We start from the raw sequence: 18,558 nt of genomic DNA on the forward strand, positions 1-18,558 counted from the left end.
GATCGGTTACGCGGTGAAAATCGAGTGCCTGGAGCACGAGTACCCCGACGGCACCCGCTCCGTATGCGGGCTGACCCTGAAGATTCGGGAGGGCGAGTCGGTGGTCGTCCTGGGCCCGAACGGGTCCGGCAAGACCACGCTGCTGCACCACGTGATCGGGCTGCTGGAGCCCAAGGATGGATACATCGAGGTGCTGGGGCACGAGCTGCCCGAAGAAGTCCACCGGGTGCGGGAGAGGATGGGCGTCGTGTTTCAGGACGTGGACGACCAGCTGATCATGCCCAGCGTGCTGGAGGACGTGGCCTTCGGGCTGGTCAATCAGGGCGTGCCCCGGAGGGAGGCCTTCGAGCGGGCGGAGCGGGTGCTGCGAGAGCTGGGCATCGAGCACCTGAGGGATCGACCGCCCCAGTTCCTGAGCGGGGGTCAGAAGAAGCTTGTGGCGCTCGCGGGCGCGGTGGTCACGGATCCCGACCTGCTGGTGCTGGACGAGCCGACCTCCGGGCTGGACTACCGGGCCACGCGGAGGTTCGTGCGGCTGATCTCCGAGCTGAAGGAGCGGATGGACTTCACCCTGATCCTCACGACGTTCGACGTCGACGTGGCGGCCGAGCTGGCGGATCGGGTGGTGGTGCTCAAGCGGGGGAACGTGGTCGCCGACGGGCCGCCCCGGAGGGTGCTCACCGACGTGGATCTAATGCGTTCCTCCGGCTTGAAGCCGCCGGAGCACGTGGAGCTGCTGCGGGAGCTGGGCGTGAAGCGACCGCCGCTGGATCTAACGGAGGCGAAGGAGGTGCTTCGGGAGCTGGTGGGGGAGAGGCTGGATGGAGGCCCGTAGGCTGCCGTACCCGGAGGTGGATCTGGAGGGTGAGGTCGTGTTGCTCCCCGTGGGCAGCACGGAGCAGCACGGGCCGCACCTACCGCTCGGCACGGATCACCTGATCGCGGCGGCGATCTGCCGGGAGGTCTCGCGCCGGACGGGGGCTCCCTGGTACCCGGCGATCCCGTACGGCGTCTCCCGGCACCACCTGGGGTTTCCCGGGACCGTGTCCCTGAGGACGGGCACCATGATCCGGCTGCTCCGGGACGTGCACCGGTCGTTCCTGCACCACGGGGCCGCCGCCACCCTGGCGATCAACGGGCACGGGGGGAACGAGCCCGCGCTGGGGGCGGTGGCCGAGGAGGAGGAACGGTTCCATTGGGTGAGCTGGTGGCGGCTGGCCCCGGAGGAAGAGCTGGAGACGGACTGGGGAGGGCACGCGGACGAGCTGGAAACATCGGTGATGCTGTACCTGTACCCGGAGCTGGTTCGGGAGGATCGGATGGTCAAGGACGGGCGCCGGACCGAGGTGTGGGAGTACCCGGACTTCCACGAGATCTCGGAGACGGGGGTTAAGGGGGACCCGCGGCCGGCGGATCGGGAGAAGGGGAGGCGGATCTTCCGGGAGGTGGTGCGCCGGACGTGCGAGATCGTGGAGCGGCTGCGGGACCGGGGCTAGGAGATGCGCTCCTCGACCCTCTCCGATAGCCTCTTGACGGCTTCCACTTCCTCCTCGCTCAGCTCCAGCTCGGCCAGCTTTTTCGTCCGCTCCCAGCCAGGGTACTTGGAGGTTCCCAGCCGCCGGGAGCGGCGCAAGGTATAGACGGTCACCCGAGCCCCGTCCTCGCCCTCCTCCACGACCACCTCGTACCTGCCGCCCGTGTGAAGGATGCTCTGCATCTGCTTCGCCACGCTGGAGAGCTCGCCCGGCAGCTCCTCGAGTTCCTCCTTCCGACCGTACCGGGCCAGGTTCTCCAGCGCCTCCTCGAGCTCCGTCATCCCTCGACCCCGCCGCCACCCGGCCGGCCGGGGGTTCAAAAGGTGCGCGGGGTGCTGGGGATCGACGAGGCGGGTCGGGGGCCCGTGTTCGGGCCCATGGTCGTGGCCGGCGTTCTGGGGCCCGGCGAGCGTCCGGGCATCGGCGCCCGAGACTCCAAGCGAATGACCCCGAGCGCCCGCCGGCGGAAGTTGTTGGAGATCCTCCGGGACGAGCGGCTGACAGTCGACGTGGAGATCGTCTGGCCCTGGGAGATCGACGAGGAGGGGGTCAACGAGGCCGAGCTCCGGGCGATGAGCGCGTTGATTCGCCGGCACCGCCCGGACCTGGCCCTCGTCGACAAGCCCGGCAATTACGACCCGGACCGGGTCCGACGGGCGCTGCGGCCCCCGCGGGGAGTGACGGTCATCGCGGAGGACCGGGCGGACGAGCGCTACGAGATCGTCTCGGCCGCGTCCATCGTGGCCAAGACGTACCGGGACTGGATCGTCCGGCTGCTGGAGCTGGAGTTCGGGGTCGAGGTCGGATCCGGCTACCCCTCCGACCCGCGCACCGTGCGGGCCCTGCGCCGGGAGCTGCGGCGGAAGGGACCACTGCTCGAGTACTTCCGACGGTCGTGGAGCACCTACGATCGACTCGCCTCCGAGCTGGGCCAATCCACGCTCGACGAATTCGTATGATCAGGGGGAGGGGAGCTGAAGGTCGCCGGCCTCCGGCCCGTCAGCTGTTCGGACGGGCTGCCGGGCGAAGTCTGCTCGGTGGTGTGGGTCCAGGGGTGCCCGCTGCGGTGCCCGTGGTGCCACAACCCGGAGCTGCGGCCCGCAACCGGAGGCACCGAGATGTCGCCCGACGAGGTGGCGGACCTGGTGAAGCGGCGCTCGGACTACCTGGACGCCGTGATCGTCTCGGGCGGGGAACCGCTGACCCAGCCGCTCGACGAGCTCCGGGAGCTCTGCCGACGGATCCGCCGGCTGGGCCTGTCCCCCGTCCTGGACACCTCCGGGTACCCGGCGGAGCGGCTGGATCGCGTGGCGGACGCGTTCGATCGGGTGGCCCTCGACCTCAAGGCCCCGCTGCGGGACCGGGACTACCTGCGCGCGACCGGGAACGTCATGGACGCGCTCGAGCTCCGGCGCGCGGTGAACGCCGTCCGGGGCCGGGTCGAGCTGGAGCTCAGGATCACCGCGCACCCCTACCTGCCCGACGACCGCGAGTCCCTGGTCCGGTCCGTCAAAGAGATCGACCCGGACTACGTGGTCGTTCAGCGGTACGTCGGTGAGGGTGAGGGGCCCGATCCGCGCGAGCTCGCGGGCGCGCTGAGGGAGGTCGTCGGAGCGGTGTTCGTGAGGGTGTGAGGCCGTTGCGGGTGCGGTTCGAGGTCAAGGACCGGGACGTCGCCGGGCGCCTCGCCCGGTTCGAGGTGAACGGGCGCCGACTCGAGACGCCCGCCCTGCTCCCGGTCATCAACCCGAACGACCCGGTGGTCCCGCCCAAGGAGATCGGTCGGATGGGTTTCGACGGGGTGATCACCAACGCGTACATCATCTGGAAGCACGAGCACCTGCGTCGGGAGGCGCTGGAGCGCGGCGTGCACGGGCTCCTGGACTTCGACGGGTTCGTCATGACCGACTCCGGCTCCTTCCAGCTCGCGGAGTATGGGGACGTGGACGTCACCAACCGGGAGATCGTGCGGTTTCAGGCCCGGATCGGGTCGGACGTGGGCACCATCCTGGACATCCCCACCCCGCCCGACGCGCCCCGGGATCGGGCGGAGCGGGACGTGGAAACGACCGTCGAGCGGGCCCGGGAGGCCGCCTCGCTGGACGAGCGCCCGCCCCTGGCCCTGACCGTGCAAGGATCCACGTACGAGGGCCTGCGGCGGGAGTGCGCGGAGCGGCTCGCCGAGCTCCCGGCCGCGGTCTATCCGGTCGGCGGCGTCGTGCCCCTCCTGGAGGAGTACCGGTTCGCCGACGTCGTCCGCGTCGTCCTCGCCGCCAAGTCGGCCCTACCGCCCCACCGACCGGTGCACCTCTTCGGGTGCGGTCACCCGCTGGCGATCCCGCTGGCCGTCTGCATGGGGTGCGACCTGTTCGACTCCGCCTCCTACGCGATCTACGCGCGAACCGACCGGTACCTGTCCGTCCTCGGGACCCTCAGGCTGGAGGAGCTGCGCGAGTTCCCCTGCTCCTGCCCGGTCTGCACCCGACACGATCCCGGGGAGCTGCGGGATATGGACCGGGAGGAGCGGACGCGGCTGCTCGCGCGGCACAACCTCCACGAGCTGCACCGGGTGATCCGCACCGTCCGTCAGGCGATCGCCTCGGGGGAGCTGTGGGAGCTCGCCGAGTCCGTCTGCCGCGCGCACCCGGCCGCGTGGAGGGGGATGGAGGAGCTGTCCCGGCGCGGGGAGGAGCTGGAGCGATGGGTGCCCGGGACGCGACGGAGCGTCTTCGCGTTCGACGAGGTGTCCAAGGGGCGGCCGGAGCTGCGCCTGTACCGTCGTCGGCTCCGGGAGCGGTTCGGTCCGCTCGAGGGGCGAAGGCTCGTAAAGGGGCTCAAGAGACCCTTCGCCGAGCGGGTGGAGTGGCTCGAGCCCTGGGAGCTGGCCTTCGCCGACGAGTGGCTGGGAATCGTGCCCGGGGAGCTCTCGTGGACGTACCCGTGCCACTCCCTCGTGACGCCCGGGGATGATGAGGGTGAGGACCGACGGAGGGGTGAAGAGGGTCGCAGGCGCTGAGCTCGTGCTCTACCGGGAGGGGTCCTCGGAGTTCTACGTGCCCGATCCGGACCGGTACTGCGAGGGCGGTCTCCCCACCCGCGACGCCCCGATCGCCTTCGCCCCGAACGCGGCGGTTAACCGGTCGATTCTGGTGCTGTTCCACCGGGTCAACCGGATCGAGCGGTTCGGGGACGTGTTCTGCGGGGTGGGGGCCCGGGCCGTTCGGCTGCACCTCGAGGCGGGCATCAGGGAGTCCGTGCTGTCCGACGTGAACCCGCTCGCCTGCCGCGTCGCCCGGATGAACGTCACCCGACACGGGCTCCGGGCCCGGGTCCACTGCCTCGACGCCGCGATCGCTCTCTCCAGCTTCGACTTCGACGCGGTGGACCTGGACGTGCACGGGTCCCCCGTTCCGTTCGCCCAGGCCGCGTTCCGCGGCGTGGGGGACGGGTACGTCCACCTCACGGCCACGGACCTGGAGTCCCTGTACACCCCGGCCGCCCGCCGGAAGTACCTGCTGGACGGTCCCCTGAGGGACCGGGACCCGGAGCTCGAGGCGCGCGTCATCGTGGGCGCGCTCGTGCGCCTGGCCGCCTCCGTCGACGTGGGTGCCTTCCCCCGGTACTGCCTCGTGGAGCCGGGGCTGCGCGTCCGCGTCTGCCTCGAGTGCCGCCGCGGCAAGTCGCACGCGAACCGGGCCCTGGAGCACCTGCGCCGCGAGCGGGGCGTAGGGCCCGTGTGGTCGGGTCCCCTGACGGACGAGCGCACGCTGTCTCGAATGCGTCGGGAGCTGGATCGGGTGGACTGGCGGCCGGAGCACGTGCGCAAGGTGCGCCGGGCGCTGGGGCGTAACGTTTTGATCGCCTGATTGGATCGTGGTCCCTCGGGCCCTCGGCCTTGAACGAGGTCGTGAGGGAGGTGGAGCAGATCCGCGGGGCGAGGGTCGCGCGGACGCTCGCGACGCAGCACCCGGACGCGACCAAGTCCGTGCGAGTGCAGGAGGAGCCGGAGGAGGCGGTGGAGTGCCTCACCAGGTTCGGCATCGAGGAGTACATGATCGACTTCGAGGGAAAGCTCACCCCGTACCTGCAGCCCGTGCAGGTGCTCATGGAGCTGCACGACGCGGGCGTGGAGGTGGGAGAGGACCGGTTCGTGATCGTCCGGGTGCCGAGCGCGTCCAAGGAGAACGTGCTCCGGCAGATCCAGGCGCTGCTGGGCGTGATGGAGGCCAACTCCGAGCTGTTTAAGGAGAACCCGGACGCGCGCGGGATCTTCGAGGTCGTGCACCCCATGACGGCCTCGCCCGAGGAGCTGCTCGACACCGCGGACCGCATCTCCTACGCCCGACGGTTCGCCTCCCGCGAGCTGGACGCGCCCCTGAGCGCGGGCCACCTGCGCATCATCCCGCTCATCGAGGAGGTGCCGGAGCTTCTGAACATCCGGCAGATACTGAAGGGCTACGTGGACGGCATGCGCGACATCGGGATGGACGTGAGCTACCTCCGGGTCTTCATCGGTCGGTCCGACCCGGCCCTCTCCTACGGGCACGTGCCCGCCGTCCTGGCCTGCAAGTACGCGATCTTCCAGGTGTACGAGCTCGTGGACGAGCTGGGCGTGCCGATGGCTCCCATCCTTGGCGGCGGTTGCCTCCCCTTCCGGGGCCACGTCAAGCCCGGGGTGGAGGACGACTTCACCCAGGAGTACGCCGGCGCGGCCACCTACACCATACAGTCGGGGTTCCGGTACGACCACGACGAGGACCTGGCCATCCGGTCCGTCCACCGCATCAACGAGCTCGCCGCCAACGAGCCGCTCGAGCTCTCCGACGATGACGTGGAGTACCTGATCCTCTCGACCGGCATCTTCGTGAAACACTACCTGAGCGTCTTCTTCCGCTGCATCGGGACCATCAACATCGTCTCCGACCTGATCCCCAACACCCGGGACCGACTCGCCCGAAAGGGTCCCGTCGGGTACGCCAGAGACATCCCGGAGCCGGACAAGGTGGGCGAGCTCTGCAAGCGCGTCAACGACGACGTGGGGCGCGAGCTCTACCGCGAGCTCCGACGCATGCGGGTCGAGAAGCTCCCGGAGCTCCCGCGCGCCATCAAGTTCACCGGCGCGTGCTACACCGTCGGAATGCCGCCCGAGCTCATCGGCACCGGTCGCGGGCTCGCCGAGGTAGAAGAGCGCCTGGGCGAGGACGCCCTGGACGCCCTCCTCTCCCGACTGTACCCGATGCTCCGACGGGACCTGCAGTTCGCCGTCGAGCACACCTTCCTGGAGACGGCCGGGGCCGTCCTCCCCACGACCGGCGTCTCCATGGTGAACGCGGACCTCGAGTACTGCGTCGAGTACCTGGACCTCGAGCCGCCCTCCGACTTCGAGTACCAGAACCTGGTCCACACGCTGGAGCCCTACCTCCGGTACGTGGTCGCGGAGGGCGGCGTCGAGGAGGTCAACCCGTTCGTCCGCAACCTCCTCTTGGAGATGGGCCGCATGCGAGGCTCACTGGGCTGACGGCGGTCTGGACAGCACCACCGACGAGAACAGACCCTCCAGCGCGCCCACCTCCCCGCGATCCACCAGGCAGTGGTGATTACCCCTGGGCTCGAACCCGCTCACCCTCACCTCCGCCTGCACCCTGCACTGATCCTCCCGCCACGACGTCCCCACGACGTCAACCCGCCACACCTCTGGGTACCGGGCCAGCCCGAAGGCGCCCGAACCGACGCACCCCCGCACCGCGTGAGGGGCGCCTGTCTCCAGGTGATCACAGGGCTCCGGCCCCTCCACCAGCTCCAGCGGGCAGGCGCAGTGGGCCAGCCGCACCCGATCACCCTTCCACTCCACCACGTTGGCCACGAACGGCTGCCTCCGACAGGCCAACACGGTCAACAGCGCGGTCGCGTCCCCCTCGCAGCAGTACCCTCCCCGGGCCGAGAAGTAGAGGCACGGAACCGCCCCGTACTCCTCGTACAGGCCGAAGCAGTCCCCCGTGATCACGCCCGCCCCCTCCCGCTCGGCCAGCGCGTGGAGCCTCCCCGCCAGCTCCAGGAACCCCTCGTCCAACGACCGAACGTCCACGCCCGCCGAGGAAAGCAGCCTCCTGACCTCCCGAAGGGCGGGCTCGACGTCGGCGAGCTCATCCACGTCCACCGCGGTCGCGTTCAAGTACGGCAGCTCGACCGGCTCCGCGCTCCGGACCCAGTCGCACTTGCCCCCCAGCACGAGCACCTTCCTCTCAACGAGCCGCCGGAAGGCCTCGACCACGGCTCCACAATCCTCCACACTCACCGGCGACAGACCGACCTCCAGCGCGGCGGCGAGGGAGTTGTAGCGGGGCCAGTACAGCGGGAGTAGGGCCGGGCACCGCTCCATCAACGCCTCGAGGACGTCCTCGGTCCCGCCGGTGGCGACCAGCGCGACCGCCGGATCCTCCGGCGCCCGCTCCGGGTCGGTGACCACCTCGATACGGTCCAGCCCCAACCCCCTCAGCCGGTCCTTCGCCTCCCGGATCGTGCCCCTGTCCGCCAGCTCGGAGGCCGCGACGACGCCCACGACCCTCAAGCCGTCTTGGCCCTCCGGTACTCGTTGAGCGTGACGAGGGTCAGCTCCTCCGGGTCGGTGATGTGGTACGAACGGCCCCCGGTGATGCTGGCGATCTGCTCGATGAGCTGGCGGCCCTCCCGGGGCAGCCGAACCCCGATCGTGGAGATGGTGACGCCCCGCCGGGCCGCCGCGATCGCCTCGGACACGGCCTTCGTCTCCGGGTCCGGCTCGCCCTTCGTCGGTATCCCGTCGGTCAGCAGGATCATGTGCCAGCCGCGGTCCCGCCCCCCGCTCCGCTCGAACAGCCGCACGCCCACCCGGATGGCGTCCCCCACGTCGGTGGCGCCGCCCGGCTTCAGGGAGATCACCCGGGTGATGATCCGCTCCACGTCCGACGTGATGTCGGTGACCACCCGGGCCCGGGAGTTGAACTCAACGATCCCCACCCGGTCCCGGTGCCGGAGGCTGAAGTGCGTGAGGGCGATGGCCGCCCGCTTGGCCGCGTCGATCCGGTCCCCCGCCATGCTGCCCGAGGTGTCGATCACGTACACGAGGTCGAGCCTCACCTCCTCCTCGCGGTCGCGCGCCCTCAGGTCCTCAGGCAACACCCTCCGACGACCCCTGCGGACCGACGTGCGGATGGACTTGCGCACGTCGATGGTGCTGTAGGGGTCGCCCCGGCGGTACTCCCGGGCGTACCCTCGGTCCCCCGTCCCGTGCACGCTCAACCGCTTGGCCGCGTGCTGACCGAACTCCCTACCCTCGAACGCCTCCAGCTCCTCAACCAGCGCGGAGAAGGCCGCCAGCTCCTTCCCCTTCGTCGTGATGCTCACGCCGCCCTGGTAGGAGGGCCGAATGAACCCCAGCTCCTCCAGCACCTCCAGACGCTCCCGGATCCGCTCCTCCAGCTCGTCGATGAACGAGTAATCGTGCTGGCGCCGCGCGATCTCCTCGTACCGGTACCCCGTGATGTCCTCGATGAACTCCCGTCCGTACCGGCTCTTCACGTGGGCCGCGCTCGTGACCAGCGTCTCCGCCAGCTGATCCGGGCGCAGGTACTCGATCCCGCGGTTCAAGAGGCTCCTGAGCACCCGGGCCGAGAACACGTACCGTTCGTCGCCGTCGATGTATCGGAGCTGATCCCGCTTCGTGAGCCGACGGAACCGCAGCCGCCCCTCGCCGCGATCCGCCGCCTCCGACCGGTCGGGCTCGCCGCCCTCGGTTCGGGGGCTCGACCCGCCCCCCACCGCCGACCCCGCGGAACCTGGCGAGCGTTCCGAGCCCCTCCGACCACCTCCTCGTCTCTTCTCTCCCCTCTTCTTCACCTTCCTTAGAGCGCGCCCGGTCCCGCCCGACGACCGCCCGCCGGCCGGCTTACCCTCCTTTCCCCCGTCCTTTCCCCCTCCCTCGTCGACGTCAAGCCCCACCCGCTCGGGCTTGACGTCGTACTGCTCCTCAAGGAGCTCCCGGATGAGCTCCCGGATCACCTCCTCCTCGGTCTTAACGTGCTGAACCCGGGGGCTTAGCTTGATCCGCTTCCTCAGCACCGAGGGGGCCACCTGCACGACGTCCCTCAGCTCCACCTTCGACCGCCCCTCGAGGACCGCGTGAGCCTGCGCCCGCTCGTACAGCCCGATCGTGGCCCGAACGCTCGCCGGCCGCTCGATCTCCTCGTGCTCCCGCGTGGCCCGGACGAGGTCCACGATGAACTCGAGCACGTGCTCCGGCACCTCGACGTCCAGGTCCTCGCCGCGCTCCAGGACGATCCGCTTCTCCACCTTCCGGGACCTCGGGTAGGTCATCTTCACGGTGTCGAACCGGTCCAGCAGTACCTCGGAGAGCTCCTCGGTGCCGGCGTACTCGTGCGGGTTCATCGTCGCGATCATGATGAAGTTGGCCGGGTAGTCCACCTCGTACCCCGCGATGGTGGCCCGCTGCTCCTCCAGCACCTGCAGGAGCGCGTTCTGCAGCTTCTCGGGGCACCGGTTGATCTCGTCGAAGAACACGACCCCTCGGTTGCCCCGGAGCAGCTTGCCGGGCGTGAAGGCGCGCGGGTCGGTGGGCCCGTACTTCAGGGCCGCCACGGGATCGATGTCGCCCAGTAGGTCCTCCGCGGTGAGGTCCGGGCTGCCCTGAATCCGCACGAACCTCTCCCGGCCCGGGATGACCTCGGTCTCCAGCTCCTCCCTTGACTTGGACCGGCAGAGCGGGCAGACGGGGTCCTCCGGGTGGCAGTGGAACGGGCACCCCTTCACCGCCTCGGCCGGGGGCAGCAGGTCGGCGATGGCCCGGGCCAGCGTGGTCTTACCCACGCCCGGCGGTCCCTCGATGAGCACGTGTCGGCCCGCGATCAGCGCGGAGAGTACGTGCCGCTTCACCTCCTCCTGACCCAGGATCTGCGGGATCGGGTCCTCGCCCCGACCGAGCTTCTCGAGCACGACCTCGCGCAGCTCCTCGTGCACCTCCCGCACGGTCAACCGCTCTCACCACCTCCGGTCGGGCAGCGGTCTCGCACCGGGCACTCCTCGCACCGGGGCCGGGATCGACACACGTCCCGGCCGAACTGTATGAGGGCCAGGTGGGCTTTTCCTCGTTTACCCTCGGGAACCGCCGCGTGCACGGCCCGCTGCACCCTCTCGTAGTCCCGGGACTCGGTCAGCCCCAGCCGCCGGGCGATCCGACGCACGTGCACGTCCACCGGGCACAGATCGTGCCCGCCCGCGAACAGCAAGACCACGTCGGCGGTCTTGGGACCCACCCCGGGCAACTCGAGCAGCACCCGCCGGGCCTCCTCGACCGGGCGCCGGACCACCTCCCCCAGGTCCAAACCGTCCTCCACGATCCGCTCGCAGCAGGCCTTGATCCAGCGGGCCTTCTGCCGGTACAGCCCGGCCCCGCGCAGGACCTCCTCGAGCTCGCTCAGGCTCGCTTGAACCACGTCCTCCGGCGTCCGGAACCGCTCGAAGAAGCGCTCGGACACGCGGTAGGTGAGGGTGTCCCGGGTCCGCTGTGAGATGATCGTCCGGACGAGCACCTTGAACGGATCCTCCCGGCGCCGCAGCCGCTCCATTATGGGGTGGTCCTCGTAGAGGCGGATGATCTCCATCACCGGGTTCACGGCGCCCCGGCCCGCGAAACTCCTTAATACTTGATAAGTCGTGCCGTGGACGGGCCCGACCCCTCGGCCGCCGCCACCGGGGTGGTCCCCGGGCCGGACTTCAGATCCGGCGCGCCCCGAGACGGGGCGCGGGGTTCAATTCCCCGCGGCGGCCGCCCCTCAATCGTTACGTGACCCATAACGAATGCCTCGGGCCGGGGGAACCAGGGACCGCACGTCCTCCACGACCCGCCGCACCATCTCCCGATCCTCCCGCACCTCCGGCCGCACGTACACCCGGAGGGTCGGGATCTCCCGCTCCGCCCGCTCCTTCAGCGTCCTCACGAGATCCGACACCTCCGACAGCGGCACCTGACCCTCCTCGGTCCTCACGATCACCCCCTCCGAGGACGGGTCGTACGGCACGATCTTCGAGGAGTCCAGTAGAACGCCATTCGGGTCCCCCAGGTGCTCCTCCGAGACCTCCTCCGCCCACCGGATCAGCTCCCCGTGCGTGGGCTCCTCCGCGGCCTTGTACTCGGCCACGCACTTGTACAGCCGGCGCGCCCGAAGCCCCTCCACCAGCTCCCGCGCCTCCGGATGCTCCATCAGCTCGTGCAGCAGCCGGCAGTCGTCCATCTCCAGGAACGCGGCCCGCGCGTTCTCCTTCCGGAGCAGCCGATCCGGGTCGAAGGCGCCGAGGTCCAGGTGCCCGTCGTCCACCGCCAGCCGGATCGCCCGCAGGAGCATCGCGTCCCCGGCCCGGCACGTCTTGTGGAAGTACACCGTCCGGTACATGTGGTACCGGGCGACGAGCACGGATTCCGCCGCCTCCACCCCCTTCCAGTGCACCGTGATCCGCTCGCCCAGCTCCAGCGTGTGCAGGACCCGATCCAGCTCGATCCTCCCGTACTCCACCCCCGCGTGCAGGGAATCCCGCACGAGGTAGTCCAACCGGTCCACCCCCAGGTCGCCGGCGATGATCTGGTGCAGCATCCGCGTCCACCCCTCCCCCGGGCCGAACGCAGTCTCCAGCACCGCCTCCACGTCCATCACGTCCTCCCGCTCCAGCACCACCCGGGCCACCGCCGCCCCGATGTCCTCGTGATCCACCCCCAGCTCCTCCTCCAACAGCGGCTCCGGCACGTGGGAGAACGGCGGGTGGCCCACGTCGTGCAGCAGCCCCGCCAGCCCCAGCACCTCCTCCACGTACTCCCGGGAGAACCGGCCCACCTCCGGCACGTCCCTCCGCAACCGCTCCCAGTGGATCTCCAGGACCCGATCGCAGAGGCACTTCACGCCCAGGCTGTGCTCCAGCCTGACGTGGGTCGCCCCCGGGTACACCAGGTCGGCCAGGCCCAGCTGCCGCACCCGGCGCAGCCGCTGCATCTCCGGGGAGTCGAGCACCCGCTCGCTGACCCCGTCCACCTCCACGAACCCGTGCACCGGGATCCGCACGACCCTCAAGACCGACTCCCCAACCGCTCCTCCAGCCTCCGAACCGCCCTCAGGTACCGCCCCGATCGAACCGTCCTCCGGACCGTCTCCAGCGCCTCCCGGCACCGACGCTCGTGCTCCTCACCCAGGTGCAGCCGGGTGAACTCCACCAGCGCCTCCACCATCGCCCCCTCCCCCCTCACCAGCGCGCGGGGCCTCGGGTGCAACAGCCCCCAGTCGGAGACCCGAAGCTCGGCCCGGAGCACCCCCCGACCGTCCTCGGACGCCCGGACCCTCTCCAGGACGAGGAAGGCCCGCGTTCCCTCCGCCACCGGCACGCCGGCCCGCTCCCGCACCGGCAGCTCGTCGAAGAGGGCCCGCAGGAAGTCGATCGGGTCCGGGTTCACGCAGGCCACGAGCCGCCCCGACTCCTCGAAATTCCGCCGGGTCCGCGAGCCCCGGTACAGGGCGACCCGGGGCGTCCCGTCGAAGAGGCGCAGCCCCACCGGCGCCACGTTCCGACCCGCGGGCCCCTCCGTGACCGCGAGCACCTCGTTGACCGCCTCCGACCGCAGCCCCAGGAACTCCGGCGGCGGTTCCAGCTCCCCGGAAAGCAGCCGACGGGCCACCCTCCGGGCCTCCCTCACGGACCCCACGTCGAATAGCTCCGGGCAGGAGAGCACGCGGGCGAGGACTACGGTCTCATCCCCAACCGGCACGCGTACCCCAACCCCGCCGCCAGGATGTCCGCGGTCGACCCGGGGTTGATCCCCCGCTCGTGCAGCTCCTCGTCCATCCGCCACAGCTCCCGGCACCGCGTGACGGGACCGTCGCCGGCCAGCCGCAGCACCTCCCGCGCCCGACGGGAGACCTCCAGCGCCGTCCTCAGCCCGTGCTTCCGCCAAATCAGCGTGTCGGGCCGGCGGGCCAGCTCCTCCAGGAAGACCCGAACGATGGCCTCGTTCACGTCCCCCAGCTCGGTCGACAGCTCCAGCACCCGGGTCCCCACCCGGAGCGTCCGCCTCAGCCCGCTCACCCAGTCCTCGGCCACCGCGTCCCGCTCGGCGGAGGCCCTCAACGCCTCGTACATCGTGACCCCCTCGCGCAACACCCGGTCCGGGTCCCGCACGTCCGGGGCGTCCCCCTTACCCACCCGCCTCAAACCCCCCGCTCCCGCGAGCTCGATGGCCCGGTACAGGTAGTACGCGTCCTCCTCCGTCGTCTCCCTCGCCAGCCGACGCGCCTCCCGCCTCACCTCAGCCCGGTCCAGCGAGGCGCGAGCCAGGGCCGCCGCCAGCAGCGTGTCCAGAATGAGGATGCCCAGGTTCGTATTCCCGCCCGTGTGCGCGGACCGGGAGGCCCTAACCGCCCGGTACAGGTACCGCCCGAGCGGCACGCGGTCCCGGCTGGCGGCCGCCTCCGCCAGCTCCCTGAGCACCGGGTAGGCGGCCACGGCGCTGGCCAGGAAGTGCTCGAACCGGGTGTCCTCGAAGTCCCGCGTCCGGTGCACGTTCCCGGGCTTGGGCCAGCCTGAGACCTCCAGCAGCGCGCCGAGCGTCAGGCTGGCGGCGATCTCGTCGGCCTCACTCATGCCACCAGGCACCCCGCGAGCAGCCCCAGCAGGAACCCGGCCAGCACGTCCGAGGGGTAATGGGCGCGCGAGGCGACCCGGGCCACCCCCACGAGCACGGTGAGCCCGGCGACGACCGCCCCCGCCCAGGCGGAGGCGTCGAACGCCACCGGGATCAGTGAGGCCACGCGCGCCGTGTGCGTGCTGGGGAAGGAGTACCCCCAGGGCCTCCGACCGGATCGCTCCGGCCGCTCCCGGGCCACGATCAGCTTCAGCACCTCGCTGGAGGCCATCGAGACGGCGAGCGCCTCGAGCATCTTCAGCCCGATCCGCCGGTCCACCAGCAGGAAGACGAGCAGTGAGAGGGGGAAGAGCGTCCACCCGCTGAGCGCGATCCCCACGAGCTCGGACCACGGGCGGGGGCGGTCCGGTACCCGCTCCATCGCCCACTCGTCCAGCCGTCGGATCGCCCGGATCATTCCAGCCACTCCACCACCTCGGGGGCGAAGTACGTGAGGATCAGGTCGGCCCCGGCCCGCTTGATGCACACGAGCGACTCGAGGACGGCGGCCTCGTACTCCACGTACCCACGCTCGGCCGCGGCCTTGATCATCGCGTACTCGCCGCTGACCTGGTAGGCGGCGATCGGCAGGTCGAACCGCCGGCGCGCCTCCCGGACCACGTCCAGGTACGGCATCGCGGGCTTGACCATCAGGATGTCCGCCCCCTCCCTCGCGTCCAGCTCCAGCTCCCGGAGCGCCTGCCGCAGGCACCGCGGATCCATCTGGTACGTGCTCCGATCGCCGAACCGGGGCGCCGACTCGGCCGCGTCCCGGAACGGGCCGTAGAACGCGCTGTGGTACTTCGCCGAGTACGCCATGATCAGCACGTCCTCGAACCCCTCGCTCTCCAGCGCCTCCCGGATCGCCTTCACGCGCCCGTCCATCATGTCCGACGGGGCGACCACGTCCGCCCCCGCCTCCGCGTGCGACAGGGCCACCTCCACCAGCCGCTCCACGGTCGGATCGTTCAGGACCCGGCCCGTCTCCTCGTCCACCACCCCGCAGTGACCGTGCGTCGTGTACTGGCACAGGCACACGTCCGTGATCACCACGACCTCGTCCCCGTACTCCTCCTTCAGCGCCCGCACCGTCCGCTGCACGACCCCCTCCTGATCCGCCGCGGCCCGGCCCTCCGGGTCCTTCTCCCGCGGGATCCCGAAGAGGATGAACGCCCGGAGCCCCCTGTCCAGCAGCTCGCCCACCAGCTCGACCGCGGACTCCACGGACTGGTACCGCTGGCCCGGCATCGACGGGATCTCACCCGTCTTCCCGTCCTCCCGGACGAAGATCGGGTAGATCAGGTCGTCCGGGCTCAGCCGCACCTCCGCGACCAGGTCCCGAACGGCCTCGGACTTCCGGTACCGCCGCATCCGCACCAGCGGGTACTCCATCCGGGCTACCCCCTCGACACCCTCCTCAGGGACCGGGAGAGCTCCTCACAAATCCTGTCCCGGTCCCCGCCCGGAAGCCGATGGAGCGTGGAGGAGAGCGCGCCGATCAGCCGCTTCGTGTACGCCTCCGCGAAGTCCCTCAGCACCCGCTCCGGGTCCGATCCCTCCAGCCTCCGCAGCGCCCGCTCCAGCTCCCTCTCCTTCAGCTCGTTCAGCGACCGGGCGACCCGGGCCACCGACCGTCGCCTCTCCAGCCGCTCCAGCTCCCGCTCCAGCGACCTCAGCTCCTCCCGGATGATCTCCTCCACCTTCGGGATCTCGGAGCGTCGCCGCTCCAGGTTCTCCCGGGCGATCTCCCGAAGGTCGTCGATCGTCCGGACCTCCACCCCCTCCAGCCGCTCCACGCCGCGCTCCACGTCCCTCGGGTTCGCGATGTCGATGATCAGCAGCGGCCGATCCCCGCGCCCCCGCAGCGCGCGCCGCACGTGCTCCACCGTGATCACGGGGTGCGGGGCGGCCGTGGCCGAGACGACCACATCCGCCGCGGCGAGGTGCTCCTCCAACCGGTCGAACCTCACGGCCCGACCGCCCAGCTCCTCGGCCAGTCGCACGGCCCGCTCGTACGTCCGGTTGGCCACCAGCACGGCCCTGACGCCGCGGTCCACCAGCGCCCGGGCCACGGTCTTCCCCATCTCCCCGGCGCCCACGACCAGAACGGTGCGGTCGCTCAGGTCCCCCAGCTCCCGCTCCGCGAGCTCCACCGCGGCGGAGCCGATGGACACCGCCCCCTCGCTGATCGCGGTCTCCCTCCTGACCCGCTTCCCCACCGAGATCGCCTTCCGGAACACGAGCTTCAACCGATCGTCCAGCGTGCCCAGCCGGGCCGCCCGCTCGTACGCCTCCTTCACTTGCCGCAGGATCTCCTGCTCCCCCACCATCATCGACTCCAGGCCGCAGGCCACCCGGAACAGGTGCTCCACCGCGTCCCGACCCCTCTTCACCCAGGCCTCCTCGTCCACCAGCTCCCGCAGCCGGTCCACGTGACCCTCCCGCACCCCGGACGCGTACAGCTCCACCCGGTTGCACGTCTGCAGGAGAGCGCACCCGGAGAGGTCGAAGGTCTCCCTGATCTCGAGTAGGGCCTCCTCGTCCTCGAACCGGGCCCGCTCGAGCCGCTCCACCTCCGCCTCCTTGTGCGTGAGACCGATGCAAACAAAATCATCCATGGGAAGGCCCCCACCGCCACACGCTCACGGGGGAGACCGGGTTGTCGAAGTCCGAGGCCCTGGCCCACCTGACCGTCATGGAACGGACGTACAACATCAAGATTAAAAACAAGGAAGAGGTGGCCGAGGCGATCGCGGAGAAGGCGCTCGAGACGGGCGTGGAGCCCATCCACATCTGCACGGCGATCAACACCTGGCTCGCGCAGCGGATCTCCCAGGGCGAGGTGGAGGAGAACGAGGAGATCGAGATCCCCCGGGAGATGATCGAGAACATCCGGGTCAAGGAGTGATCAGCCCAGCACCCCGGCCGCCAGCTCGAACGCCGTCACGATCCTCGCCGCCACCGTCCACGCGTCCAGCGGCTCGTCGTAGAGCCGCACGACGTCGTCCGCCCGCTCGTAGAACTCCTCCGAGAAGTCCCCCTTCGGGAACCCCCCGACGATCACGCCCACGCGGTCCACGCCCGCGTCCAGGATCCCCGCCAGGTAACCCACCGGCTCGATCCGGTCCCCCCTCTCCGAGAGCAGCACGTTCACCTCGTTGGCGTCCAGGATCTTCCACACGTCCACGTCCAGCACCTCGATCAACGGGTCGTCGGCGTCCGGCGGCGCCTGACCCTCCTTCAGCACCTGCTCCATGAGGCCGAAGAACCGGTACTGATCCCGCGGCAGCCGCACGTCGTTCCGGAACCAGATCACCTGATCGTGCCGCGTGTGCACGTACACGTCGATCAGGTTCTCCCGGGCGGCCGGCGAGTCGAGCACGTGAAGCAGCGTCACGTGCACGATGTCCGGCCGACCCCGACGGTCCCGCTCCGGCAGCCGCTTGTCCCGCATCGCCACGTGGTGCTTGCTGGCGATCAGCAGGCACTCCCCGGGCTTCCGACCGCGCCGCTTCGCCCACCGGGTCACGTGCGGGTGGCTCCGGAGCTTCGGCGGGATCAGCTCCAGCTCCGACTCCGCCAGCACGAAGCACAGCCTCGGCAACGGGGGCGACCCCTTGGTCTCGTTGGTGATCACGGACCTGGACGGGACGATCACGGGGAGGGACCGCGCCGTCCACCTAAAATCCGTCAGGTACCTCCGCGCCCTCCAACGGCGCGGGATCCCCGTCGGCATCGCGACCGGGAACACCCTGTACTACACCCGGGCGGCCGCCACCCTGCTGGGCCTCGAGGGCCCCCTCATCGCGGAGAACGGGGGCGTCGTCGAGGCGAACGGCCGGCGGGAGGTGCTCGCGGACGAGGACCGGATCGACCTCGTCCGCCGGGCCTACCGCGTCCTCCGAGAGGAGCTGAACGTGCGCCGGACCGAGCCGCCCGGGCTCCGGTGCACCGAGGTGGCCATCCACCGGGACGTCCCGGTGGAACGCGTGCGCGAGGTCCTGCGCGAGCACGGGCTGGAGGAGGTGGAGGTCGTGGACACGGGCTTCGCGTACCACCTGAAGCTTCGGGACGTGGACAAGGGCCGGGGCCTGCGCCGTGCGTGCGAGCTGATGGGCGTGGATCCGGAGGACGTGGTGGCGCTGGGTGACGGGGACAACGACGCCCCGATGCTCCGCGCGGCCGGGCTCGGGGTCGCGCCCGCGAACGCCAGCCGGAGGGCCCGGGAGGCGGCCGACGTGGTGCTGGACGCGGAGGATGGGGAGGGCGTCGCCGAGTTCCTGCGGAGCCTGCTCCGGGAGGTGTAGG

20 protein-coding genes and 1 tRNA gene are annotated in these 18,558 nt (G+C 70.6%); 10 read left to right on the plus strand and 11 right to left on the minus strand.

The window, feature by feature from the left end; translation table 11 throughout:
• Positions 1-13: 13 nt before the first annotated feature.
• A complete protein-coding gene (locus tag ACXJJV_RS01345; RefSeq protein WP_456466368.1) occupies positions 14-835 on the plus strand; it encodes an energy-coupling factor ABC transporter ATP-binding protein in 822 nt (273 codons plus the stop codon).
• Positions 822-1,496 (plus strand): creatininase family protein, encoded by a 675-nt coding sequence (locus tag ACXJJV_RS01350; protein WP_456466369.1) that lies wholly within the window; start codon positions 822-824, stop codon positions 1,494-1,496. The genes ACXJJV_RS01345 and ACXJJV_RS01350 overlap by 14 nt, the downstream gene beginning before the upstream one ends.
• Here ACXJJV_RS01350 and ACXJJV_RS01355 read toward each other — a convergent pair.
• The gene (locus ACXJJV_RS01355) at positions 1,493-1,816 is read right to left on the minus strand and encodes a hypothetical protein (protein WP_456466370.1); all 324 of its coding nucleotides are present in this window, start codon (positions 1,814-1,816) and stop codon (positions 1,493-1,495) included. The genes ACXJJV_RS01350 and ACXJJV_RS01355 overlap by 4 nt on opposite strands.
• A gap of 42 nt (positions 1,817-1,858) precedes the next feature.
• Between ACXJJV_RS01355 and rnhB the strand changes: the two genes are divergently transcribed.
• From rnhB to ppcA, 5 genes are read left to right on the plus strand one after another with little or no spacing between them, the layout of a single operon-like run.
• Positions 1,859-2,494, plus strand: a complete 636-nt coding sequence (gene rnhB, locus ACXJJV_RS01360; protein ID WP_456466371.1) for a ribonuclease HII — start codon at positions 1,859-1,861, stop codon at positions 2,492-2,494.
• 57 nt (positions 2,495-2,551) lie between these two features.
• Positions 2,552-3,169 carry a radical SAM protein gene (locus ACXJJV_RS01365; protein WP_498043496.1) on the plus strand — a complete coding sequence of 206 codons (618 nt, stop codon included), beginning with the start codon at positions 2,552-2,554 and terminating at the stop codon, positions 3,167-3,169.
• Between the two features lie 11 nt (positions 3,170-3,180).
• Complete coding sequence (gene tgtA / locus ACXJJV_RS01370; RefSeq protein ID WP_456466426.1) at positions 3,181-4,551, plus strand: tRNA guanosine(15) transglycosylase TgtA; 1,371 nt, start codon at positions 3,181-3,183, stop codon at positions 4,549-4,551.
• Complete coding sequence (locus ACXJJV_RS01375; RefSeq protein ID WP_456466373.1) at positions 4,529-5,401, plus strand: hypothetical protein; 873 nt, start codon at positions 4,529-4,531, stop codon at positions 5,399-5,401. Before tgtA ends, ACXJJV_RS01375 begins: the two co-directional genes overlap by 23 nt.
• Positions 5,402-5,430: 29 nt before the next feature.
• On the plus strand, positions 5,431-7,053 hold the full coding sequence (gene ppcA, locus ACXJJV_RS01380; protein ID WP_456466374.1) for a phosphoenolpyruvate carboxylase: 1,623 nt from the start codon (positions 5,431-5,433) through the stop codon (positions 7,051-7,053).
• Here ppcA and ACXJJV_RS01385 read toward each other — a convergent pair.
• Genes ACXJJV_RS01385 through ACXJJV_RS01395 form a run of 3 tightly spaced genes read right to left on the minus strand, consistent with a single transcriptional unit; the run spans position 7,042 to position 11,191 of the window.
• Positions 7,042-8,103, minus strand: a complete 1,062-nt coding sequence (locus tag ACXJJV_RS01385) for a hypothetical protein (RefSeq protein WP_456466375.1) — start codon at positions 8,101-8,103, stop codon at positions 7,042-7,044. The genes ppcA and ACXJJV_RS01385 overlap by 12 nt on opposite strands.
• Positions 8,100-10,556, minus strand: a complete 2,457-nt coding sequence (locus ACXJJV_RS01390) for an AAA family ATPase (RefSeq protein WP_456466427.1) — start codon at positions 10,554-10,556, stop codon at positions 8,100-8,102. Before ACXJJV_RS01390 ends, ACXJJV_RS01385 begins: the two co-directional genes overlap by 4 nt.
• Positions 10,557-10,558: 2 nt before the next feature.
• Positions 10,559-11,191: an endonuclease III domain-containing protein gene (locus ACXJJV_RS01395; protein ID WP_456466376.1), complete on the minus strand. Its 633-nt coding sequence runs from the start codon at positions 11,189-11,191 to the stop codon at positions 10,559-10,561.
• Between the two features lie 77 nt (positions 11,192-11,268).
• Between ACXJJV_RS01395 and ACXJJV_RS01400 the strand changes: the two genes are divergently transcribed.
• A tRNA-Sec gene (locus ACXJJV_RS01400) sits at positions 11,269-11,358 on the plus strand.
• 4 nt (positions 11,359-11,362) lie between these two features.
• Here ACXJJV_RS01400 and ACXJJV_RS01405 read toward each other — a convergent pair.
• Genes ACXJJV_RS01405 through hemA form a run of 6 tightly spaced genes read right to left on the minus strand, consistent with a single transcriptional unit; the run spans position 11,363 to position 16,868 of the window.
• Positions 11,363-12,640, minus strand: coding sequence for an HD domain-containing protein (locus ACXJJV_RS01405; RefSeq protein WP_456466428.1), 1,278 nt, complete (start codon positions 12,638-12,640; stop codon positions 11,363-11,365).
• 5 nt (positions 12,641-12,645) lie between these two features.
• Entirely contained in the window at positions 12,646-13,338 is a 693-nt protein-coding gene (locus tag ACXJJV_RS01410) for a DUF447 domain-containing protein (protein ID WP_456466377.1), read from the minus strand.
• Positions 13,314-14,210, minus strand: a complete 897-nt coding sequence (locus tag ACXJJV_RS01415; RefSeq protein ID WP_456466378.1) for a triphosphoribosyl-dephospho-CoA synthase — start codon at positions 14,208-14,210, stop codon at positions 13,314-13,316. The genes ACXJJV_RS01410 and ACXJJV_RS01415 overlap by 25 nt, the downstream gene beginning before the upstream one ends.
• Complete coding sequence (locus ACXJJV_RS01420; protein ID WP_456466379.1) at positions 14,207-14,668, minus strand: phosphatase PAP2 family protein; 462 nt, start codon at positions 14,666-14,668, stop codon at positions 14,207-14,209. Before ACXJJV_RS01420 ends, ACXJJV_RS01415 begins: the two co-directional genes overlap by 4 nt.
• On the minus strand, positions 14,665-15,642 hold the full coding sequence (gene hemB / locus ACXJJV_RS01425; protein ID WP_456466380.1) for a porphobilinogen synthase: 978 nt from the start codon (positions 15,640-15,642) through the stop codon (positions 14,665-14,667). The genes ACXJJV_RS01420 and hemB overlap by 4 nt, the downstream gene beginning before the upstream one ends.
• Positions 15,643-15,647: 5 nt before the next feature.
• Positions 15,648-16,868, minus strand: coding sequence for a glutamyl-tRNA reductase (gene hemA, locus ACXJJV_RS01430; RefSeq protein ID WP_456466381.1), 1,221 nt, complete (start codon positions 16,866-16,868; stop codon positions 15,648-15,650).
• Positions 16,869-16,909: 41 nt separating this feature from the next.
• Here hemA and ACXJJV_RS01435 point away from each other — a divergent pair, with 41 nt between their 5' ends.
• Positions 16,910-17,158, plus strand: a complete 249-nt coding sequence (locus ACXJJV_RS01435; protein WP_456466382.1) for a hypothetical protein — start codon at positions 16,910-16,912, stop codon at positions 17,156-17,158.
• Here the strand turns inward: ACXJJV_RS01435 and ACXJJV_RS01440 are convergent, their stop codons facing one another.
• The gene (locus ACXJJV_RS01440) at positions 17,159-17,854 is read right to left on the minus strand and encodes a 16S rRNA methyltransferase (protein WP_456466383.1); all 696 of its coding nucleotides are present in this window, start codon (positions 17,852-17,854) and stop codon (positions 17,159-17,161) included.
• A 13-nt stretch (positions 17,855-17,867) separates the two neighbouring features.
• Between ACXJJV_RS01440 and ACXJJV_RS01445 the strand changes: the two genes are divergently transcribed.
• Positions 17,868-18,557 carry a phosphoglycolate phosphatase gene (locus ACXJJV_RS01445; protein WP_456466384.1) on the plus strand — a complete coding sequence of 230 codons (690 nt, stop codon included), beginning with the start codon at positions 17,868-17,870 and terminating at the stop codon, positions 18,555-18,557.
• Position 18,558: the final 1 nt, after the last annotated feature.

It is taken from the genome of Methanopyrus sp. (genome assembly GCF_053997775.1).

Bases quoted from the DNA above. Each gene is read 5' to 3' on its own strand.
- hemA (WP_456466381.1), bottom strand. From the start codon at position 16,868: ATGGATGATTTTGTTTGCATCGGTCTCACGCACAAGGAGGCGGAGGTG.
- ACXJJV_RS01420 (WP_456466379.1), bottom strand. From the start codon at position 14,668: ATGATCCGGGCGATCCGACGGCTGGACGAGTGGGCGATGGAGCGGGTA.
- hemB (WP_456466380.1), bottom strand. From the start codon at position 15,642: ATGGAGTACCCGCTGGTGCGGATGCGGCGGTACCGGAAGTCCGAGGCC.
- ACXJJV_RS01415 (WP_456466378.1), bottom strand. From the start codon at position 14,210: ATGAGTGAGGCCGACGAGATCGCCGCCAGCCTGACGCTCGGCGCGCTG.
- ACXJJV_RS01395 (WP_456466376.1), bottom strand. From the start codon at position 11,191: ATGGAGATCATCCGCCTCTACGAGGACCACCCCATAATGGAGCGGCTG.
- ACXJJV_RS01355 (WP_456466370.1), bottom strand. From the start codon at position 1,816: ATGACGGAGCTCGAGGAGGCGCTGGAGAACCTGGCCCGGTACGGTCGG.
- ACXJJV_RS01350 (WP_456466369.1), top strand. From the start codon at position 822: ATGGAGGCCCGTAGGCTGCCGTACCCGGAGGTGGATCTGGAGGGTGAG.